Annotated in this window: 19 protein-coding genes; 11 read left to right on the top strand and 8 right to left on the bottom strand. The window is 74.7% G+C overall.

From position 1 onward, the window contains the following. Positions 1 to 128: 128 nt before the first annotated feature. Positions 129 to 1,460 (top strand): sensor histidine kinase, encoded by a 1,332-nt coding sequence (locus tag ACFV4G_RS13815; protein ID WP_380439815.1) that lies wholly within the window; start codon positions 129 to 131, stop codon positions 1,458 to 1,460. Next, positions 1,457 to 2,137 carry a response regulator gene (locus ACFV4G_RS13810; protein ID WP_380439813.1) on the top strand — a complete coding sequence of 227 codons (681 nt, stop codon included), beginning with the start codon at positions 1,457 to 1,459 and terminating at the stop codon, positions 2,135 to 2,137. The genes ACFV4G_RS13815 and ACFV4G_RS13810 overlap by 4 nt, the downstream gene beginning before the upstream one ends. A gap of 46 nt (positions 2,138 to 2,183) precedes the next feature. Here the strand turns inward: ACFV4G_RS13810 and ACFV4G_RS13805 are convergent, their stop codons facing one another. The 4 genes from ACFV4G_RS13805 to ACFV4G_RS13790 all read right to left on the bottom strand — a co-directional run bounded on the left by ACFV4G_RS13805 (position 2,184) and on the right by ACFV4G_RS13790 (position 6,206). Further along, positions 2,184 to 3,179, bottom strand: a complete 996-nt coding sequence (locus ACFV4G_RS13805; RefSeq protein ID WP_380439811.1) for a hypothetical protein — start codon at positions 3,177 to 3,179, stop codon at positions 2,184 to 2,186. Between the two features lie 73 nt (positions 3,180 to 3,252). Next, on the bottom strand, positions 3,253 to 4,182 hold the full coding sequence (locus tag ACFV4G_RS13800) for an ABC transporter ATP-binding protein (RefSeq protein WP_380439809.1): 930 nt from the start codon (positions 4,180 to 4,182) through the stop codon (positions 3,253 to 3,255). A 33-nt stretch (positions 4,183 to 4,215) separates the two neighbouring features. Continuing rightward, the gene (locus ACFV4G_RS13795; RefSeq protein ID WP_380439913.1) at positions 4,216 to 4,623 is read right to left on the bottom strand and encodes a GntR family transcriptional regulator; all 408 of its coding nucleotides are present in this window, start codon (positions 4,621 to 4,623) and stop codon (positions 4,216 to 4,218) included. Between the two features lie 134 nt (positions 4,624 to 4,757). Beyond that, positions 4,758 to 6,206, bottom strand: a complete 1,449-nt coding sequence (locus ACFV4G_RS13790) for a DUF2079 domain-containing protein (protein WP_380439807.1) — start codon at positions 6,204 to 6,206, stop codon at positions 4,758 to 4,760. 168 nt (positions 6,207 to 6,374) lie between these two features. Between ACFV4G_RS13790 and ACFV4G_RS13785 the strand changes: the two genes are divergently transcribed. Next, on the top strand, positions 6,375 to 7,019 hold the full coding sequence (locus tag ACFV4G_RS13785; RefSeq protein WP_380439805.1) for a hypothetical protein: 645 nt from the start codon (positions 6,375 to 6,377) through the stop codon (positions 7,017 to 7,019). Positions 7,020 to 7,068: 49 nt separating this feature from the next. Here ACFV4G_RS13785 and ACFV4G_RS13780 read toward each other — a convergent pair whose 3' ends face one another. After that, positions 7,069 to 7,488: a hypothetical protein gene (locus ACFV4G_RS13780; RefSeq protein WP_380439803.1), complete on the bottom strand. Its 420-nt coding sequence runs from the start codon at positions 7,486 to 7,488 to the stop codon at positions 7,069 to 7,071. 328 nt (positions 7,489 to 7,816) lie between these two features. On the opposite strand from ACFV4G_RS13780, the gene ACFV4G_RS13775 reads away from it, so the two are divergent. Further along, positions 7,817 to 8,593, top strand: coding sequence for an NUDIX hydrolase (locus tag ACFV4G_RS13775; protein WP_380439801.1), 777 nt, complete (start codon positions 7,817 to 7,819; stop codon positions 8,591 to 8,593). Here ACFV4G_RS13775 and ACFV4G_RS13770 read toward each other — a convergent pair. Then, complete coding sequence (locus ACFV4G_RS13770; protein ID WP_380439799.1) at positions 8,583 to 9,287, bottom strand: VC0807 family protein; 705 nt, start codon at positions 9,285 to 9,287, stop codon at positions 8,583 to 8,585. The two genes, ACFV4G_RS13775 and ACFV4G_RS13770, sit on opposite strands and share 11 nt — an antisense overlap. 160 nt (positions 9,288 to 9,447) lie before the next feature. Between ACFV4G_RS13770 and ACFV4G_RS13765 the strand changes: the two genes are divergently transcribed. After that, on the top strand, positions 9,448 to 10,641 hold the full coding sequence (locus ACFV4G_RS13765; RefSeq protein ID WP_380439797.1) for a LuxR C-terminal-related transcriptional regulator: 1,194 nt from the start codon (positions 9,448 to 9,450) through the stop codon (positions 10,639 to 10,641). Between the two features lie 92 nt (positions 10,642 to 10,733). Further along, the gene (locus ACFV4G_RS13760; RefSeq protein WP_380439795.1) at positions 10,734 to 11,645 is read left to right on the top strand and encodes an alpha/beta fold hydrolase; all 912 of its coding nucleotides are present in this window, start codon (positions 10,734 to 10,736) and stop codon (positions 11,643 to 11,645) included. Here ACFV4G_RS13760 and ACFV4G_RS13755 read toward each other — a convergent pair. Then, a complete protein-coding gene (locus ACFV4G_RS13755; RefSeq protein ID WP_380439793.1) occupies positions 11,626 to 12,360 on the bottom strand; it encodes a DUF4097 domain-containing protein in 735 nt (244 codons plus the stop codon). The genes ACFV4G_RS13760 and ACFV4G_RS13755 overlap by 20 nt on opposite strands. 167 nt (positions 12,361 to 12,527) lie before the next feature. Further along, a complete protein-coding gene (locus ACFV4G_RS13750) occupies positions 12,528 to 13,823 on the bottom strand; it encodes an MFS transporter (protein ID WP_380439791.1) in 1,296 nt (431 codons plus the stop codon). A 209-nt stretch (positions 13,824 to 14,032) separates the two neighbouring features. Between ACFV4G_RS13750 and ACFV4G_RS13745 the strand changes: the two genes are divergently transcribed. From ACFV4G_RS13745 to ACFV4G_RS13725, 5 genes are all read left to right on the top strand, one after another. Continuing rightward, on the top strand, positions 14,033 to 14,965 hold the full coding sequence (locus ACFV4G_RS13745) for a LysR family transcriptional regulator (protein ID WP_380439789.1): 933 nt from the start codon (positions 14,033 to 14,035) through the stop codon (positions 14,963 to 14,965). A gap of 198 nt (positions 14,966 to 15,163) precedes the next feature. Further along, complete coding sequence (locus ACFV4G_RS13740) at positions 15,164 to 15,511, top strand: PRC-barrel domain-containing protein (protein ID WP_380439788.1); 348 nt, start codon at positions 15,164 to 15,166, stop codon at positions 15,509 to 15,511. Positions 15,512 to 15,596: 85 nt separating this feature from the next. Further along, positions 15,597 to 15,863: a metal-sensitive transcriptional regulator gene (locus ACFV4G_RS13735; protein ID WP_329931520.1), complete on the top strand. Its 267-nt coding sequence runs from the start codon at positions 15,597 to 15,599 to the stop codon at positions 15,861 to 15,863. A 169-nt stretch (positions 15,864 to 16,032) separates the two neighbouring features. Then, positions 16,033 to 16,662 carry a SigE family RNA polymerase sigma factor gene (locus ACFV4G_RS13730; protein ID WP_380439786.1) on the top strand — a complete coding sequence of 210 codons (630 nt, stop codon included), beginning with the start codon at positions 16,033 to 16,035 and terminating at the stop codon, positions 16,660 to 16,662. Next, entirely contained in the window at positions 16,652 to 17,884 is a 1,233-nt protein-coding gene (locus ACFV4G_RS13725) for a hypothetical protein (RefSeq protein ID WP_380439784.1), read from the top strand. The genes ACFV4G_RS13730 and ACFV4G_RS13725 overlap by 11 nt, the downstream gene beginning before the upstream one ends. Positions 17,885 to 18,014: the final 130 nt, after the last annotated feature.

The raw sequence follows: 18,014 nt of genomic DNA, 5'->3' as shown, positions 1-18,014 counted from the left end.
GCCCCGGGGTCACGGTTGCCCGGGCCACCGATTCGAACCCCCACCGAGTACCTTGGCTGGGGGGGCCGGCCGCCGAGCGCCCCCCCGATGGGGCCGACGGCCCCCGACCCGCGACCCGGAGAGCACCCATGACCACCACCTGGCAGCGCCTGCGCCAGAACCACCCCCGACTGATGGACGTCGTCGGGGGCGCCGCTCTCGTCACCTCCACCGCCTTCGGGGCGACGCTCGACCAGAGCGGCCACTTCCACGGCCTCAACCCGCTCACCGGCGTCCTGTCGCTGGTCTCCGTCGTCGCCGTCTTCGCCCACCGCCGCCACCCGCTCGCGGTCGTCGCGGTCACGCTCGTCTGCTCCGTCCTGCTGACCCCGACCACCCCCAAGCTCACCCCCGCCCTCGCCACCCCGCTGCTCTGCGCGCTGTACTTCCTCGCCGTCCGCACGGACCGCACCACCGCGCTGCGCGCCTCCATCGTCACGGCCGTCGTGCTCACCGCGACCTCGCTGGCCGTCGACGCCGGCGGCCACTTCGGCGAGCGGCTCGGCGTCCTCGCCTGGGCCCTGCTGCCCGGGGCTCTCGGGGACTCCATCCGCAACCGCCGCGCCCACCTCGCCGCCATCGAGGAGCGCGCCGAACGCGCCGAGCGCACCCGCGAGGAGGAGGCCCGCCGCCGCGTCGCCGACGAGCGCATCCGGATCGCCCGCGACCTCCACGACGTCGTCGCCCACCACATCGCCCTCGCCAACGCCCAGGCCGGCATCGCCGTCCACCTCATGGACCGCCACCCCGCCCAGGCCCGCGAGGTCCTCAGCCACATCACCGACGCCACCGGCTCCGCCCTCCAGGAGCTGCGCGCCACCGTGGGCCTGCTGCGCCGTGCCGAGGAGCCGGCCCCGCTCGAACCCACCCCAGGCCTCGACCGCCTCCCCGACCTGATCAACGCCTTCGAGCGGGCCGGCCTGCCGGTGCGGCTCAGCGTCCGGGGCGAGGCCAGGCCGCTGTCGCCCGGCGTCGACCTCACCGCCTACCGGATCCTCCAGGAGTCCCTGACCAACGTGGCCAAGCACGCGAGCGGTGCCGGCGCCGAGGTCACCATCGGATACACCGAGAGCCGGCTCGCCCTGACCGTCGCCAACGGCGGCCCGCCACCGGTCGCCGCCCGCCGGCCCGTGCTGCTGCCCAGCCAGGTCCCCGGCGAGGGCGGCTTCGGCCTCATCGGCATGCGCGAACGCGCCGGCGCCGTCGGCGGACGCCTCGCCGCCGACCCCCGCCCCGGCGGCGGGTTCCTCGTCACCGCCGAACTCCCGCTGCGCACCGGCGCCCGCGACCCGGGCCCGGAGGCCGCCATCCCTGATGCCTCCCACCCGGAGACCGGCCGCTCCGACGCCGCCCGTCCCGTCGCCGGCTGGTGCGACGCCGTCCGACGGGACTCCGCCCGACCCGACAAGGACCGCCCATGACCATCCGCGTACTGCTCGCCGACGACCAGGCCCTGCTGCGCGGTGCCTTCCGCGTCCTCATCGACGCCGAGGACGACATGGAGGTCGTGGGCGAGGCCGCCGACGGCCGCGAGGCGGTGGAGCTCGCCCGCGCCACCAAGCCGGACATCGTCCTGATGGACATCCGCATGCCCGGCGCCGACGGCCTCGGCGCGACGGCGGCGATCTGCGGCGACGCGGAACTGGCCGGCACCCAGGTGCTCATCCTCACGACCTTCGAGATCGACGAGTACGTGGCCCAGGCGCTGCGCGCGGGCGCGGGCGGCTTCCTCGGCAAGGGCGCCGACCCGAAGGAGCTCCTCGCCGCCGTCCGCACCGTGGCCGCCGGCGACGCCCTGCTCTCGCCCGCCGCCACCCGGGCCGTCATCGACCAGTTCCTCGCTCAGCCCGATCCGGCCGCCTCCGCCGCCGTCACCGCCGAGCGCCTCGCCGTCCTCACCGCCCGCGAACGCGAGGTGATGTCGATGGCCGCCACCGGCCTGACCAACGAGGAGATCGCCGAGCGCATGTACGTGAGCCCGTTCACGGTCCGCACCCACGTGCACCGCGCGATGGCCAAGCTCGACGCCCGCGACCGCGCCCAACTCGTCGCGATCGCCTACCAGTCCGGCCTCGTCCCGCCCGGCCGCCCGGCCTGAGCGCCACAGCCGTCGGGGCGTCGGGACGGCACGGCTCCCGGGCGGGCTACTTCCGGGCCAGCCGGAAGACGGCCACCAGGACGGCGGCGGTGAGGGCCAGCAGGATCCCGGCCTCCACGAGTTGCACGGGGACGAGGTCGGCGGAGGGGTGGTACTTGATCCAGGAGGCGGTGGCGCCGTCGCAGACGTGGTCCGCGGAGATGCACACCTCGTCGTTGACCCGGGTGCCGTCGGCCATGACCACGCCGTGGTCGATCAGCCACGCGTTGGTCGGCTGCGCCTCGTGCAGCGGCACCACCTTGTCCGTGATCGGGTAGAGGTACCGGCGGGCCCAGCTCATCACGCCGAAGGTCGTCCCGACCGTGGCCGCCGTGACGAACATCGCGGGCAGCGTCCGGCGCAGCAACTGGCCGAGCAGCGCGCCCACCGCGAGGGCGAACAGGGACCAGGCCACCGGCGCCGGCCCGAGGGCGGGGTAGGTGAAGAACTGGAACGGCGGGTCGAAGGCGATCGGGCCGTGGACGACGTCCGTCCACCAGACCCAGCTCATCAGCGCGGCGATGACGCCGGTGGTGGCCAGCACGGCGAGGCCGGGCACGGCGAGCCGGACCGCGAGCCACCGCAGCGGGTGGACGGACTGCGAGCGGATGAGGCGGATCGTCCCGCGCTCGTGCTCCTGGGCGATCATCGGCGCGCCGACGAAGACGCCGACCAGCAGCGGGATCGCCGTGACGACGGGCTGGAGCACCTGCACGTACCAGAACGTCGGCCGGTTGATGGGGGCGAGCAGGGTCCAGCACTGGGTGCTGTTCCAGCTCGAGGGGCTGTAGCAGCCGGTCCTCCGGAGAATTCCGATGGTGTGCTGGCTGGCGATGTGGATCCAGAGCAGATCGGCGGCCGCCAGGACCAGTAGGACGCCCATCGTCCGGAGGAGCGCGCGGTTCTGGCGGAGCACCACCCACGTCAGGCCGCGTATCCGCCCGGCGGCCGGGCGCGGGGCCGTGGACGTGGCGGCCCGGTCGGGCAGGACGTTCGTGCTCATGCTCCCGCCTCGCTTCGCTCGGCAGGGGCCTTCGCCCATGCGCACCTCTTGATGATTCGCTCACTTCGTTCGCTCATGCGGCGGCCTCGTCATTCAGGGTGGCGGACGGCTGTCCGGCGGCGGGGGAGCGGAGGTAGCCGAGCAGCAGGTCCTCCAGGCTCGGCCGCTCGCCCTCCCACGGTCCGTCCGGCGGCGCGTCGGTGCGCACGAGCGCGGTGGCCCGGCGTCCGCCGACGCGCCGCTCGACCAGGACGTCGGCGGGCGGGGCGGGCGCCTCGGCGGGGCCGGTGAGCAGCCGGTGCCCGTCGAGGATGTCGTCGAGGTCCCCGGCCAGCCGGATGCGGCCGCGCTGGACGAGCAGCAAGTGGTCGATGACGCCGTCGAGTTCGGGGAGGATGTGCGAGGAGAGCACGATGGTGGTGCCGCGGTCGGCGGCCTCGGCCATGAGCGTGCCCATGAGCTGGTGGCGGGCGAGCGGGTCGAGGTCGGCCATCGGCTCGTCGAGCAGCAGCAGGTCGGGCGTCTTGCCGAGGGCGAGCGCCAGCGAGACCCGGGTGCGCTGGCCGCCGGAGAGCGAGCCGATCCGCGCCCGCATCCTCAACTCGCCCTGTTCGACGATCCGGTGGGACACCTCGTCGTCCCAGGCGGGGTTGAGCTCGCGGCCCATCCGCAGCGTCTCGGCCACCGTGAAGCCCGGGTAGAGGGGCTTGTCCTGCGCCACGTACGAGACGCGGGCGCGCAGTTCGGCCGTCGCGCCGGGTTCGCCGAAGACCCGGAGCCCGCCTTCGGTCGGGGCGACCAGACGGGCGGCGAGGCCGAGCAGGGTGCTCTTGCCCGCGCCGTTGGGGCCCACCACCCCGCAGATCCGGCCGGCCGGGACGGTGAAGTCGCAGCCGCGCAGCGCCCATTCCCCCTTGTACTGCTTGCCGAGGCCGGTGGCCTCCAATGCCGCCGGTTCGGCTGCCGCCGCTTCGAGGGGCGTTTCGGCCGGCGGTATGTTCATCGGGTCGTTCACCCGGTCCCCCACAGGTAGTTCTCAGTTCGGCGGTGCCGGGGAGACCCCGGTGCCGAAGCGTTGCTCCAGAACGGATGCCATCAGCGCGGCCATGTCCTCGCGCTCCAGCCCGGCCTCCCGGGCCCGGTCCACCCAGCCGACCAGGTCGGCGCGCAGTGGCCCGTCGGCGGCCGCCTCCGGCCGGGCGAGCGAGCGCCGGACGAAGGTGCCGAGCCCCGGCCGGGGCTCGACCAGGCCCTCGCGTTCGAGTTCGCGGTAGGCCTTCAGCACGGTGTTGGGGTTGATCGCGGTCAGCTCGACCACCTCGCGGGCGGTCGGCAGCTTGTCCCCGGGCTGCAGGAGGCCCAGCCGCAGGGCCTGTTTGGTCTGCTGCACGATCTGCTGGTAGGTGGAGACGCCGCTGCGCCGCTCGATGCGGTACTCGATCACCCCGTTGCGGCCTTTCACTAGTTCAATAGTGGAATGGTGGCCCACCGCGCCGCGCGGGTCAAGCCGGACCCGGGGGGTCCGGGAGAGCCTCCGGCCGGACGGCGGCTCGGGTCGATCGGCGCGGCTCCGGCCGGTCACGGCCGCTTCAGCAGGAGCAGGCCGTTCTGGTCGATCAGCGGCCGGTACCCGCGCTCCCGGTACTCCGTCACCATGTGGAGCGTGGCGGCGATGGCGCACGGCGACTGGACGGTCGGGTCGTGCAGGTCGACGGCGACCCACTCCGGGCCCGGACCGTCCGGCGGCCGGCAGACCAGGGTGACGACCGCCCGGTCGGTGAGCTGCGCCGCCAGCCGGTTGGACGAGGCGACGGTGGCGTCGTCGGGTATCAGGCCGAGCATCGCCCGGGTCTCGGTGAGGCGCGGCGAGGTCCGCCAGGCCTCGGGCATCACGACCTCGTGCAGCGGGTAGAGCGGCAGTGTCACGGCCGTCACCAGGGCGCTGACGGCGAGCGCGCGCCGGATCCGGCGGCGGTCGGCCCGCCGGATGACGTCGATGAGGGCGCCGACCGCGATCGGCATCAGCACGGCGCTGTAGTGGTAACTGACGCCCCAGTAGTTGGGGTTGGCGGACAGCAGGCGCCAGGCCAGGGTGGGCACGCAGAGCAGGGCGAGCGGCGAGCGCAGGCCGAGGAAGCCGGCAGTGGCGGCGAGCAGGAACAGCAGCAGCCACTTGACCGGGGGCCAGACCAGCCGCGCGGCCATGGCTCCGGCCGAGGGGTGTCCGCCGCCGTCCACCTGCTGCCAGTAGTCGAAGCCGCCGGTGGGGTTGAACGACGGCAGGATGACGAGCACGGTGAGGGCGGTCGCGGCGAGGCCGGCCGCCGCGAGGGCCAGGCCGGGTGCCGGGCTGCGGTGGTCCTGCCTGGCCTGCCAGGCGATGAGCGCGCCGACCGCGGCGACGGTCAGGCCGAGGTCTTCCTTGACCAGCAGCAGTGGCAGCGACCACAGCGCGGCCGCCAGCGGGCGGCGCCGGCCGAGCGCGGTGACGGCGAAGGCAAGCAGCGGGACGGCGAAGGCGATCTCGTGGAAGTCGTCGGCCGCCGCCCGGACGATCCCCCAGGAGGCCCCGGTGGCGCAGCCGATGGCGAGGGCCACCCGGGGTCCGGCCGCTTCGTGCGCCCAGCGGGTGAGCGGGACGACGGCCAGGGCCATGAGCAGCGCCTGGGCGACGATCAGCGTGACCGGGGTCGGGAAGGCCCGGTAGAGCGGGGCGAGGGTGGCGATCAGCGGGTGGAAGTGGTCGCCGAGCAGGTGGTAGCCGGGCCCCTTGAGCGGCACGACCGGCGCCCGGCCGTGTGCGTAGGCGCGGATGGCCTGTTCGAAGATGCCCAGGTCGTAGGCCTTGGTGAGGCCGCGGCGGTGCCTGTTGACGCCGACGCACGCGTAGAGGGCGGCGAAGCCGGCGGCCAGTCCCCAGGCGAGGACGGCGGGGCGGCGCAGGACGGCGAGCCGCCGCGCGAGGAGGCCGGGGAACGGCTGGGGGTCGGGGTGGATCGGGCGGGCTGGCGAGAGGACCGCGTGCATCGGGAAAGTACCCTTTCACTATTCGATTAGTGGAAGGGTGATGGAAGGGGTGAGGGCTCGTCAATCCCGGTCCGGCGGCGCCGATCGGGCCCCCGGCCTGCGCGAAAACACCCTCCGAACGGATGTGCAGCGAGTAGTGTGCCGGTGACTCAGAATGAGGAGGGGCTCGTGGAAGCGAACGAAACGGCGGGCGAGGTGCGGGGTCTCCGGCCGTGGCCGGGGAGCGCGAGGCGCGGATCACGCGCGTTCGAGGAACGTCTGGCCGACCTGCTCCGACTGCTCGACATCGAGGTCGCGCCGGGGGCGGACTTCACGGACGCGGGGCGCTGGGAGGTCCACAAGGCGCTCGCCGGACGGGCCGAACTCCCCGAGGAGTACTTCGAGGCGCTGCTGAACGCCGCGGTCTACGACCCGAACCCGAGCTTCAACCGGCGGTTCGTCGAGCCCGCCCTGACGGGCTTCGGCCGGCGCCGGGTCCGGATGGCGCTGCTCGCCCGGCTGCGGACCGGCACGGACGAGGAGCGCGCGGGCGCGGCGCGGGCCTGGTACTGGACGGCGCTCTCGGCCGGCGACCGCTGGACCGACCCGGACGACGGCGCGAGCGTGCGCAACGCGTGGCACGAGGCCGCGCTGCGGGAGTTCGTCGCCAATGAGGACCAGGACGTCCGCCGCAGCATCCTCCCCGGGCTGCCGCTCGTCCCGCGCGCGTACCCGGCCGAGCTGCACCCGCTCGTGGAGCGCGCGGTGGAGATCGCCAGAACGCACCCGGACGAGTACATCCGTGAGCGTGCCGAGACCCAAGTCGCCCTCTGACAAAGGGTGTTGGCCTTCGGCGTGATGCGGGCCGGGTCTCGGCCGCCGCTCAGGCCTCCGGCGGGAGTGGGAGCGGGAACGCGAGCCGGTAGGCGTACTCCTCCGGGCCGCGGCGGAAGACCAGCCGCACCCTGAGCTCCGCGGCCTCCGCGGCGACGGCGGGCTGCCCGGAGACCGTCCCCTCCGTGCGCAGCCCGTCGGCGCTCAGGCCGTGGGCGCCGCCCGTGCCGGTGTAGCGGTGGCCGAGGTCGTCGTCGGCTTCCAGGCGGAGGGACAGCCGGGAGGCGACGGGGGAGGGGATGTGCAGGTCGCCGGGCATGGGCGGGGTCACCGAGTACGCGACGGCGAACGCGTCGTCCGCCCGTGCCAGGCCGTGGACGGCCAGCTGGTACCGCCCGTCGAGGATCGTGATCCGCGGGGTGTCCGTGGGGTCGACGACCGGGGCCGTCCGCTCGCCGAGCCCGTTCATGCGTCCACCCCGTTCCGCCGCGCTCACCTCACCACGGTGGCAAAGCGTTGCGCGGGCGGGCAAGGCGGGCGGCATCAGGGTGCCGTATGGATCGGGTCGGGGGAAAGCGGGACCGGCGCTCGGTGGGGGTGCGCGCGGAGCGGGCGCCGCGTGCGCCGGGCGTGATGTGTATGCGCCGCGCCGGGCGGTGTGCGTCTGCGCTGCGCCCGTGCGGGCCCGTCGCACCGCGCCGGTTCGCGCGCCGATCACCGGGCGGGCGCGGTGATCGGCCGCATGCGCTCCACGCCGGGTTCGGCCTGGTGGCACGGCCTGTGCCAGCATGTGCCGCGTGACCGAACGACAGCCCGCCCCCGCCGAGGTCGAGATCCTGGCGCCCACCGGGATCCGCCTCGTCGAGACCGCCGCCCCCGACCTCACACCGGAGGAGCGGACGGCGATGGACCGCGCCTGGGCCGAGGCGGTGCGGGCCAACCCGACGTTCTTCGACGGCCCGGTCGCCGTCTGCGCGGGCCTGCGGCCGGACGGTCCGCAGGACCTCGAACTCGGCTGGGCCCGCACCACCTACCGGCAGTTCGTCCTGCGCCGGGTGCCCGGTGCGACCGGCTGGCTGCCGGCCCTGTTCGTCGCCGTCGTCCAGCCGGCCGACGACGGCCGCGTGCTGGTCGGCCGGATGGCGGGGCCGACCGCGCACCCCGGCCGCTGGGGCCTGCCCGGTGGCAACGTCGAACCGCCGACCGGCGACGACCTCCTCGACGAACCGGCCCTCCAGCGCCACGCCGCCCGTGAACTCCTGGAGGAGACGGGCGGCGACACGGACCCCGGGGCGCTGAGCCGGTGGATCGTCGTCCACACCACCAACGGCAACGTCGGCGTCCTCTACCTGGCCCCGCCGCGCTCGGCCGTCGCGCTGCGCGAGGACTTCGAGGCGATGCTCGCCGACGAGCGCTCGCGCGGCGTCGAGCCGGAGTTCGACGGGATGGCCCTCATCGCCACGCCCGAGGAGGCCGCCGCACTGGCCGGCCCGCAGGTCGACTACCTCCAGCCGGTGCTCCGCCGGTACGCCGAGCACCAGCGCGCCACGGCGGCCGGGCGACTCAGGCGGTAGGCGGGGCGGGCATCCGGTCGTCCGACAGGCCCAGGGCCTCCTGCATCCGGGCCTGGCGGCGGCGGCCCCAGGTGATGGTGAAGAAGATCAGGCCGCCGAGGAACACCCACGGCATGACGCTGCTCACGGTGACCATGGCCTTGGTCGAGAGCACGTAGGTCAGCGCGATCCGCAGCGCCGACTCCACGACGAACGCGACGCCCCAGATGACCGTCAGCAGCCGCTGGCCCCGCCGGAAGCCCTCGTGCACCCACAGGCCGTTCCAGCGCTCGACGCCCTCGGCGGTGCCGCCGGCGGCGAACTTGCGGCCGAAGTAGAACATCGCCGGGCGCGGCGCGAACAGCGTGGCGAGGAAGCCGAGGCCGATCAGACCGGTCAGCGCGGAGTCCTTGATGAAGATCAGCTCGGTGGTGTTGTACGCGAGCGCGCTGAGCGCCCCGAGGACGAGCGTGACCAGGGTGAAGATCCCGAACTCGTCGAGCCTGCGGTGCAGCAGGAAGTACACGCCGAGGTCGGCGACCGGCCAGGCCGAGGAGATCAGCAGGGCGTTGACGTCCGACGTGCCGTGCCCGCTGAGCGCGTTGAACGTCAGCACCGGCGCGAGGATGTTGAACAGCAGCGTCGGCCCCCAGTCCAGCAGCACCCGGAGGGCGCGTCCGGGCCTGGGGGCGGGGCTTGAGGCGGGCTGGGACATGGGACTTCCTCCTACGGCCTTCGGGCGTGCCGCGCCAGGGTGCGGTTGGCGGCGGACGAGAGTCTGACGGCCCGTGGCGTGCTGTGGGAAGATCGCCGGCGGGCAGCATCCGGCCAGTGGCAGGATCGCGCCAGCGGGGGACATCGGGGGAGGTCAGAGGGTGTACGAGGGCTTGGGCCTCGGGCGGGACGCCGGGGCCGTGTACGGACTGATGCTGGGTGAGGGCGTGACGCACCACGCCGAGATCGCCGCGCGGCTGGGCCTGACGGCCGGGCAGGTCGGGGACGCACTGGACCGGCTCGTCGCGGCGGGGCTGCTCAGGCCGTCCATCCGGACACGGCCGGAACCGATCGCATGGCCGTCGGCCGATCCGCCGGCCGATCCGCCAGCCGACCCACCGGCCGCATCGTCCGCAGAGTCGCCCGCCCGGCCACCGAGCGAGCCACTCACCGCGCTGCCCGCCGTCTCGCCGCCCGCGGGCTCCGCGACCGGCTGCGCCGACCCGGCGGAGCCCGGCCCGCTGTGCCTCGCCGACCCCAGCGAGGGCCTGCGCGCGCTGCTGGCCCGCCAGGAGGCCCGACTCCTCGCCCAGCAGGCGGAGTTCGACCGCACCCGGACGACCGTCACCCGGCTCCTCACCGAGTACGCCATGGCCGAACCGGGCATCCGCCACCGCGACACCGAGCGGCTGATCGGCCAGGACACCGTCGTCGCCCGGATCGAACAACTCGCCCGCGGGAACCGGTTCGAGACGATCTCGTTCCAGACCCGGACCAGCGGCGCCGTCGCGACCACCAACGCACTGGGGCTCACCCTCGAAGGTCTCGCGCGCGGCATCCGGATGCGCTCGGTGTACCCGGACAGCGTGCGCCGGCACGAGCCGAGCCTCGCCTACGCCCGGGTCCTGACCGCGCACGGCGCCGAGATCCGCACCGTCCCGGTCACGCCGCTGCGCCGGATGCTGGTCTTCGACCGGACGGCGGCGATAGTCCCGGCGACGCTGGACCCGGACTGCCTGGACGCCGTCCTGATCACCGCCCCCGGTGTGGTCGCCGCGCTGCGGGCCCTGTTCGAGGCCGTCTGGGAGACGGCCGAGCCGCTGGTCGCCCCCGGTGGCGCTGCCGGCGTCGCCGGGGGCGAGGCCGTGCCGGGCACACGCAGCGACGAACTCACCCGTCACGAGCGCGGTCTGCTCGACCTCCTCAGCCAGGGCCTGACCGACGAGGCGGTGGCCAACCGGCTGGCCCTCTCCGTCCGCACCGTCCGCCGCAACACCGCCGCCCTGATGGCCCGCCTCGGCGCGCGCAGCCGGTTCGAGGCCGGTCTCCGCGCCAAGGAGCGAGGCTGGCTCTGAAGGTCCGTCACCAGCCCTTGGCCGCCTACTGGTCTGGACCAATATGTGGAACGCGGGGACGGCCGCGGCCCCGGCGTGTGATCGTTTGCCGTATGTCGACCTTCCTCTCGTACACCTCCTACGACGGGTCCCGGATCAGCTGCCAACGTGCGGGCCGGGGCGAGCCGTTGGTCGTCCTGCCCGGCGGGCCCGGGATGGCCCCGGGGTACCTCGGCGACCTCGGAGGCCTCGGCCGGCGGCGCACCCTGGTGCTCGTGCACCCGCGCGGGACCGGGCACTCCGACGTACCGGCGGACCGGGACACCGTGTCCTTCGTCCACCAGGCGCGTGACGTCGAGGCCTTGCGCCGGCACCTCGGCCTGGAACGGATCGACCTGCTCGCCCACTCGGCGGGCTGCCTCACCGCGCAGGAGTACCTGGCCGCCCACCCCGACCGTGTCCGCCGGGCCGTGCTCGCCGCACCCGTCGGCCGGGCGGCGCGCGAGGCCGACGAGGCCGAACTGGCGGCCCTGCGGGCCTCGCGCTCCGGCGAGCCCTGGTACGCGGACGCCGCCGAGGCCGACCGCCTGCTCGCCGAGGGCGGTGCGGGCGCCGCCGGAGCGGCGGCGCTGCAGCGCCGCATCCTGCCCTTCTTCTGGCACACCTGGACCGCGGACACCGCCGCCGAGTACCGCCCGGAGCACGCCTGTTCGCTGCCGTGGTACCGCGAGGCCTTCTACGCCGGCTCCGCCGCCCCGGAGGAACTCCGCGACCGGCTGGCCCGCTTCGCCGCCGCCGCGACGCCCGTCCTGGTCCTGGCCGGTGCGTTCGACGGCATGATCGGCACCAACCCGGCCCGGGCCGTGGCCGCCTGCCACCCCCGGGCTCGGCTGGAGGTGCTGGCCCGCTCCGGCCACCGGATGTGGGTGGAGGAGCCGGAGCGGTTCGTCGGCCTGGTCGAGGAGTTCCTCGGTGCCGCGGAGGCTCCCGTCGCCGGGGGACTCCTCAGCCCGTTGCCGCGGTGATGTCGCCGTTGGACGTCGTGAGGTCGAGCCGGTAGCGCCCGCCGGGGTCGTCCCCGACCCCGACGCGTATGTTCCCGTGGCTCGTCGACGTGCTCACGTGGTAGGCGGCGGCCGGGACCGTCACCGTGATGGCGCCGTTGGACGTTCTGGCCGTGATGTCCTGCGCGGTGGCCGGGGTCAGCCGGATGTCGCCGTTGCTGGTGCGGGCCTGGATCCGCTCGCCCCGCAGGGTGGTGCCCACGATGCTGCCGCTGGAGGTGTGGACGTCGACCGGCCCGCCGACGTCGTCGAGCGTGATGCCGCCGGCGCTCGTGTGCACGGCGACCTCGCCGACCCGGGAGAGCCGGATCTCCCCGGCCGACGTCCGGCCGCTGATCGGCAGCCCGGCCGGGGCCTCGACCGTGTAGCCGACCGAGCAGTCGTCCCCGCAGCCGCCGAGCACCAGCGTGCCGTTCTCCACCCGCGTGGTGCCGTCGGGCTTGCCGTGCCCGTACTCGACGGACCGGTGGACCGACACCTGCGTGGCCCCCGGCCTGCCCTCCACGGTGACGTTCCCCGCGTCGGTGTCCAGTCGGACGGCGGTGATCCGGTCGGAGACCGTCGCGTCGTCCTGGAAGCTGCTCTTCGTCGGCGAGCAGCCGCCGAGAGCCGCGACGGCCAGTGCGGCCGCCCCGGCGACCACGACCGCCCCGACGTACCGGTGCTGCGACCCCATGTCCAACCCCCCTGTCGTCCGAAATTCCGTACACGAGGGACGGTAGTCGCGCCGCCAAGCCCGGGGCGATAGGGCCAGCCCCCCAATTACCCTGGAGCAGGCACCACCATCGGACCGGTACCCAGGCCCCCGACAGCACGACCCGGCACCACCCGCCGGAGCAGCCTTCAGACCCCCGAAGCCCCCGAAGCCCCCGAAGCTCCCGAAGCTCCCGAAACCGCCGACGCCGCCGGTACGGGCTCCGCCGCCCGCCCGCGCCGGGGGAGCAGCAACGGGGTCGCGAGCAGGCACAGCCCGGCGAGGCCGAGCGCGGCCCGCGGACCGGTCACCCCCGCGAGCGCGCCCCACAGCGCGGTGAGCACGGCCGTCGCGGCCTTGGCGCTCACCGACCACGCGGTGAGCACGCGGGCGGCCCGATCCGGCGCGACCCGCTCCAGCCGGTGGGTGGAGTACACCGGGTTGAACACCCCGATGCAGAGGATCATCCCGAACTCCACGGCCATCACCAGCAGCATCCCGGGCCCGCCGGGACCGACGAGGACCAGCCCCGGCAGCCAGCACGCCCGCAGCGTCCCGGAGACCAGCAGGACCCGGCGCCGCCCGAACCGGGCGACCAGCGGCCCGGACAGCCGGGAGCCGACCAGCCCGCCGAGGCACGGGACGGCGAAGGTGAGGCCGTACTGCCACGGCGCGAACCCGAGCGGCCCGAGCAGCAGGACGGTGAGCACCGGCTCGGTGGCCATGATCAGGGCGTTCACCAGCACGGTGTTGAGGAACAGCGGCCGCAGCTCCGGATCGGCGAGCACGAACCGCCAGCCCTGGAGCAGCTCCCCGGCTCGCAGGCGCGCGGAGCCGCCGCGCGGGGGCCGCGCCTCCCGGCCGCCGATGGCCCGGATGCCGAGGGCCGAGAGCAGGTAGCTGACCGCGTCCGCCGCGACGGTCGCGACCGGGCCGAGCAGCCCGACCGCCGCGCCCCCGAGCGGCGGCCCGAGGACGGTCGTCGTCCACATCGTCGACTCGAAGCGGGCGTTGGCGGCCAGCAGCCCCTCCGGCGGGACGATGCTCTTGAGGTACGCGCCGGAGGCCGCCCCGAAGGTGATGTCCGCCGCCGCGACGGCCACCGACACCGCCAGCAATTGGCCGAAACCGAGCCACCCGAGCGCGTGGGCGGCGGGGATGCTCAGGAGCGCCGCGCAGCGGAGCAGGTCCATCCCGATCATGACCGGCCGCTTGCGCCGGAACTCCACCCACGGCCCGAGCGGCACGGCCACGACCGCGCCGACCGCCGCGCCCGCCGCCGCGAGCCCGGCGACGGCCGACGCCCCGGCGTGCAGCAGGTGGACGGCGATGAACGGGAACGCCCCGAATGCCAGCCGGGTGCCCATCGCGCTCGTGCCGTACGCGGCCCAGAGCCAGCCGAACGCCCTCCCGAGCGACTGCCTCCCCGGCGCCTTCGCGCTCAAGGACCGCCCGCTCAAGGACTGCCCGTTCAAGGACTGCCCGCCCAAGGACTTCCTGCCCCACATCCCCCGCGCACCCCTCTCGGACCGGAACCACCGGCGGTACAACCGAATGGCGACCGGGAGCATCAAACCGGCCCGCCCCACCAGGGATCAAACAACCGCGGGCCCGGCACCGTACAACCATCCGTTGTGCCCTTAGGCTTCGCGGCATGGACCTCAACGCCGTACGGACCTTCGTGGCCGCGGCCACGGCGGGCAGCTTCCAGGACGCCGCCGCCGAGCTGGCCGTCACCCAGCAGGCCGTCTCGAAGCGCGTCGCCGCGCTGGAGCAGGACCTCGGGGTGCGGCTGTTCCACCGGACCCCGCGCGGCGCCGAACTCACCATCGACGGACAGGCGTTCCTGCCCCACGCCCGCGAGCTCCTGCGCGTCGCGGAGCGGGCCGCCGCCTCGGTGCGGCCGGGCAGCCGCGCGCTGCGCGTCGACGTGATCGCCTCCCGGATCGCCCCGTCGGGACTGCTGCGGGACTTCCACCGCGCCCACCCGGACGTCGAGCTCGACGTGGTGCACCTGCACACCGCCGACGACGCCGTCGCCGCGCTCCTGGCCGGGACGATCGACGCCTCCTTCCGCGCCGTCCTCGCCCCCGGCCGGGAGCTGCCCGAGGAGATCGCGACGGCGCACGTCCTCGACGAGCCCCACGACCTGCTCACCGGCCCGGGCCACGCCCTCGCGAACGCCCGCTCGGTGACGCTCGCCGGGCTCGCCGGCCACCGCATCTGGATCCCCGGCAGCGCGCCCGGCACCGAGTGGGGCGCCTACTACGACGACCTCTGCGCCGCGTTCGGGCTCACGATTGAGGGCACCGGCCCCAACTTCGGCTCCGACGCGCTGCTCGACGTCATCGCCGACACCCCGGGCCTGGCCACCCTGGCCGGAGCCCGCACCCGCCTGGTCTGGCCCGCCGGCCACGACCTGCGCCGCGTCCCGGTGCACGACCCGGTCCCGGTCTACCCGCACTCGCTGATCTGGCACCGCGACAACCCGCACCCCGCCCTGCGGGCGCTCCGCACCCACCTCGCCGCCATTCCGGACGCCCGCCCCGAGGGCGCCACCTGGGCCCCGGACTGGGCCCGGCGGTAGGTGGTCCCGCGCTCAGGGCCGGTGGTCGTGCGAGCACCGATCGCCCGTGCTCCCCGTGTTGCTCCCGTCGCCGACTCCATGCCCGTGCTGTCACCCGCTCGGGTGAGCGGATCGCTCGTCGGGCGTAGCCGGGGCTTCCGGCGGAGGATGGGAGTCCCAGGTCGTCGACGGGAAGGCGGACGGGTCATGGTGATCGGCATGGCGGACATCCGGGAGTGGCGCGGCCAGGCGGTCGTGGACGAGAAGGGCGGCCGGATCGGCTCGCTGGAGTCCGTGTACGTGGAGACGTCCACCGACGAGCCCTTCTTCGCGACCGTGACGGTCGGCGTGATGTCCGGGCGCCGGCTGGTCTTCGTCCCGCTGGACGGGGCCGTGGTCGGACCGGGCTACGTCAAGGTCGCGTTCCCGAAGAGCGTCGTCAAGCAGGCGCCCGCGATCGGCACGGACGACGTCCTGCCCGCCGTCGACGAGCCCGCCGTCTTCGCGCACTACGAACTCCCGTACGCGACCGGTGCCGGCGGCGAGCGGCGCCTGGCGAGGCGCTGAGGGCGGTGGCCGGCCGGGGCCCCGGCCCGGATACCCCACCGGGTACACTGGCCAGTCGACAGCCGACGTGAAAGGTGGCCCGGACATGCAGGTGGACGAGGAGGCGGTCGGCGCGGTCCTGAACCGGCTGCGTCGCGCGCAGGGCCAGCTGGCCGGTGTGATCGCGATGATCGAGGCGGGCCGCGACTGCAAGGACGTCGTGACCCAGCTCGCCGCGGTGTCCCGGGCCCTCGACCGGGCCGGGTTCAAGATCGTCGCCAGCGGTATGCGCCAGTGCATGGCGGCGGCCGACGAGGACGGTGCGCCGATGACCGAGGCGGAGCTGGAGAAGCTGTTCCTCGCCCTGGCCTGAGCCCCGGCCCGTCCCCGGCCTGAACCGTGACCTGACCCCCGGCCCGACCCCGGCCCGACCCCTGGCCCGGACGTACGGATGTGTGCGCACTTCGGGGTGCACGCACATCCGTACGATCGTCTGACGATCATGCTGTCACACGCCTCGGCCCCCACCGCGTTACCAAGGTATGGATCAATCATCGAATCCGGACGCCCCGGCCGAGCCACCCCGGCCGGACTTCCCGGACTTCGTCGCCTCCCGCGCCCGGCACCTCCACCGGACCGCCTTCCTCCTCACCGGCGGTGACGTCCACCTCGCCGAGGACCTCGTGCAGGAGGCGCTCGGCCGGATCTTCGTCAAGTGGCGGAAGATCTCCCGGCTGGACAACCCCAGCGGCTACGCGCAGACCGTCCTGGTCAACACGTTCCTGTCGTACCGCCGCAAGCGCAGCGCCTCCGAGCGCGTCACCGACGAGTTCCCCGAGGTCGGCGTGCAGGACCCGGACCCGGCGCTGCGGCTGACGCTGCTGCGCGCCCTCGCCGAACTCCCGGCGTCGGACCGCGCCGTGCTGGTGCTGCGCTTCTGGGAGGACCGCAGCGTCGAGGAGACGGCCGCCGCGCTTCGGCTGAGCGGCACCGTCGTCCGCGCGCGCTGCCGCCGGGCCCTCGCCCGCCTGCGCGGAGTCCTGGGCGACGACATCGACGCCGTCCTCGGCGGATCCACGGACACGGCCGGCACCGGTACGACGAGAAGTGCGAACGGAACCGGCGGACCCAACCCCTCCTCCGAGAAGGCGGTGCTGCGCCATGCCCACTGACGACATGTTCGAGGACGGTTTCGCCCGCGCCCTGCGCGGTGCCGCCGAACTGGCCCCCGAGCCGGTGCAGCACACCCTGGCCGCCGTCGCCGAGCAGCGCGGCCGCCGTTGGCGCCGCCGCCGGCGCGCGGTCGCCGCGAGCGCCCTCGCGGTGCTGGTGCTGGCCGGGGTGGGCGGTTTCGCGGCGGTCGACCGGGGGGCGTCCCGCGGCGCGGTCGGGCCCGCCGACCCGGCGCCGGAGCAGCCGATGTCGGCGCACGAACTGGTCGCGCTGGTCGGCGGCCTGCTGCCGAAGGGCACCGTCACGCCGCTCGGAGGCGGCGATCCGACGACGATGCTCCACGGACACCAGACCGCGGTCACCCTGCTGTTCGACGACGGGGCGGGGGCGAGCATCATCGAGGCCTTCGTGGACCGGACGAACCTGCGGCCCGAGGCGGGAGCGGTCTGCATGGACCCGTTCCAGACGCCGCAGGACTCCTGCCGGCGCACCGTCCGGCCCGACGGAGCCGCGATCGCGATCGACAAGCTGCGCACGACCACCACCCCGGGCGGACGGGAGTGGCGGGCCACCCTGGCGCGCCCGGACGGCAACCGGATCCAGGTCATCGAGTACAACGGGCAGCCCGCCACGGCGAACCGCCCGGACCCGCCGCTGAACGACGCCCAACTGACCGCCCTGGTGTGCTCGATGGAGTGGTTCCGGGTGTTCGCCGCGCTCAGCCCGGTCAAGGACGCGCCGGCACCGGGCGCCGCCCCGGCGCCGACCCCGTCCGCGAGCGCCCCGTCGAACGCGGACCTGCTCGCGAAGGTGGTCCCGCTGCTGCCCGCCGGCGCGAAGGTCGAGGGCCAGGACCCGGAACACGGCGTGCTGACCGTCACCGTCGACGGCCGCACGAGCATGCTGATGGTCGGCGGGGACGCACCGTCCAAGCGGGGCCAGGACGACCTCAGGTCGATGGACGACAACCTGCCGACCCCGCTGGAGGTCCGGGAGAAGCAGCCCGACGGGACGCTCGTCGTCACGAACCGCTTCGGCAACGGCAAGACCGCGACGAACCCGATCCTGCACTGGACGGCCGCGGTGCACACGCCGGACGGCGGCCAGGTGCGGATCTCGGAGTGGAACGGCGAGAACGCCTACACCTACCGGCCCGGCGACCCCGCGCTCGACCTGGACCACCTGAAGGCGATCGTGACCGCCCCCACCCTGCGGCCCTGACGCCAGGACGGGGGCCCGGCAGGGGAGTCGATCCCCTGCCGGGGCGCCCCCGGCGCCCGGCGCCGGGCCCCCCCGCGGCGGGCGGCGGGCGCGCCGCGGGCGGGGGGGGGTTGCGGGGCCGGGGCCGCGC

The organism is Kitasatospora sp. NPDC059747 (genome assembly GCF_042732955.1).
In the GTDB taxonomy this organism is placed as follows: Bacteria; Actinomycetota; Actinomycetes; order Streptomycetales; family Streptomycetaceae; genus Kitasatospora.
Note: the sequence above shows the minus strand (reverse complement) of the source record. Positions and strands in the feature narration are given on the sequence as shown.

Excerpts from the sequence above, each read along its gene's own strand:
- ACFV4G_RS13760 (WP_380439795.1), top strand. The coding sequence starts at position 10,734 with ATGTCGACCTTCCTCTCGTACACCTCCTACGACGGGTCCCGGATCAGC.
- ACFV4G_RS13730 (WP_380439786.1), top strand. The coding sequence starts at position 16,033 with ATGGATCAATCATCGAATCCGGACGCCCCGGCCGAGCCACCCCGGCCG.
- ACFV4G_RS13780 (WP_380439803.1), bottom strand. The coding sequence starts at position 7,488 with ATGAACGGGCTCGGCGAGCGGACGGCCCCGGTCGTCGACCCCACGGAC.
- ACFV4G_RS13770 (WP_380439799.1), bottom strand. The coding sequence starts at position 9,287 with ATGTCCCAGCCCGCCTCAAGCCCCGCCCCCAGGCCCGGACGCGCCCTC.
- ACFV4G_RS13800 (WP_380439809.1), bottom strand. The coding sequence starts at position 4,182 with ATGAACATACCGCCGGCCGAAACGCCCCTCGAAGCGGCGGCAGCCGAA.
- ACFV4G_RS13755 (WP_380439793.1), bottom strand. The coding sequence starts at position 12,360 with ATGGGGTCGCAGCACCGGTACGTCGGGGCGGTCGTGGTCGCCGGGGCG.
- ACFV4G_RS13740 (WP_380439788.1), top strand. The coding sequence starts at position 15,164 with ATGGCGGACATCCGGGAGTGGCGCGGCCAGGCGGTCGTGGACGAGAAG.
- ACFV4G_RS13805 (WP_380439811.1), bottom strand. The coding sequence starts at position 3,179 with ATGAGCACGAACGTCCTGCCCGACCGGGCCGCCACGTCCACGGCCCCG.
- ACFV4G_RS13810 (WP_380439813.1), top strand. The coding sequence starts at position 1,457 with ATGACCATCCGCGTACTGCTCGCCGACGACCAGGCCCTGCTGCGCGGT.
- ACFV4G_RS13735 (WP_329931520.1), top strand. The coding sequence starts at position 15,597 with ATGCAGGTGGACGAGGAGGCGGTCGGCGCGGTCCTGAACCGGCTGCGT.
- ACFV4G_RS13815 (WP_380439815.1), top strand. The coding sequence starts at position 129 with ATGACCACCACCTGGCAGCGCCTGCGCCAGAACCACCCCCGACTGATG.
- ACFV4G_RS13725 (WP_380439784.1), top strand. The coding sequence starts at position 16,652 with ATGCCCACTGACGACATGTTCGAGGACGGTTTCGCCCGCGCCCTGCGC.
- ACFV4G_RS13745 (WP_380439789.1), top strand. The coding sequence starts at position 14,033 with ATGGACCTCAACGCCGTACGGACCTTCGTGGCCGCGGCCACGGCGGGC.
- ACFV4G_RS13790 (WP_380439807.1), bottom strand. The coding sequence starts at position 6,206 with ATGCACGCGGTCCTCTCGCCAGCCCGCCCGATCCACCCCGACCCCCAG.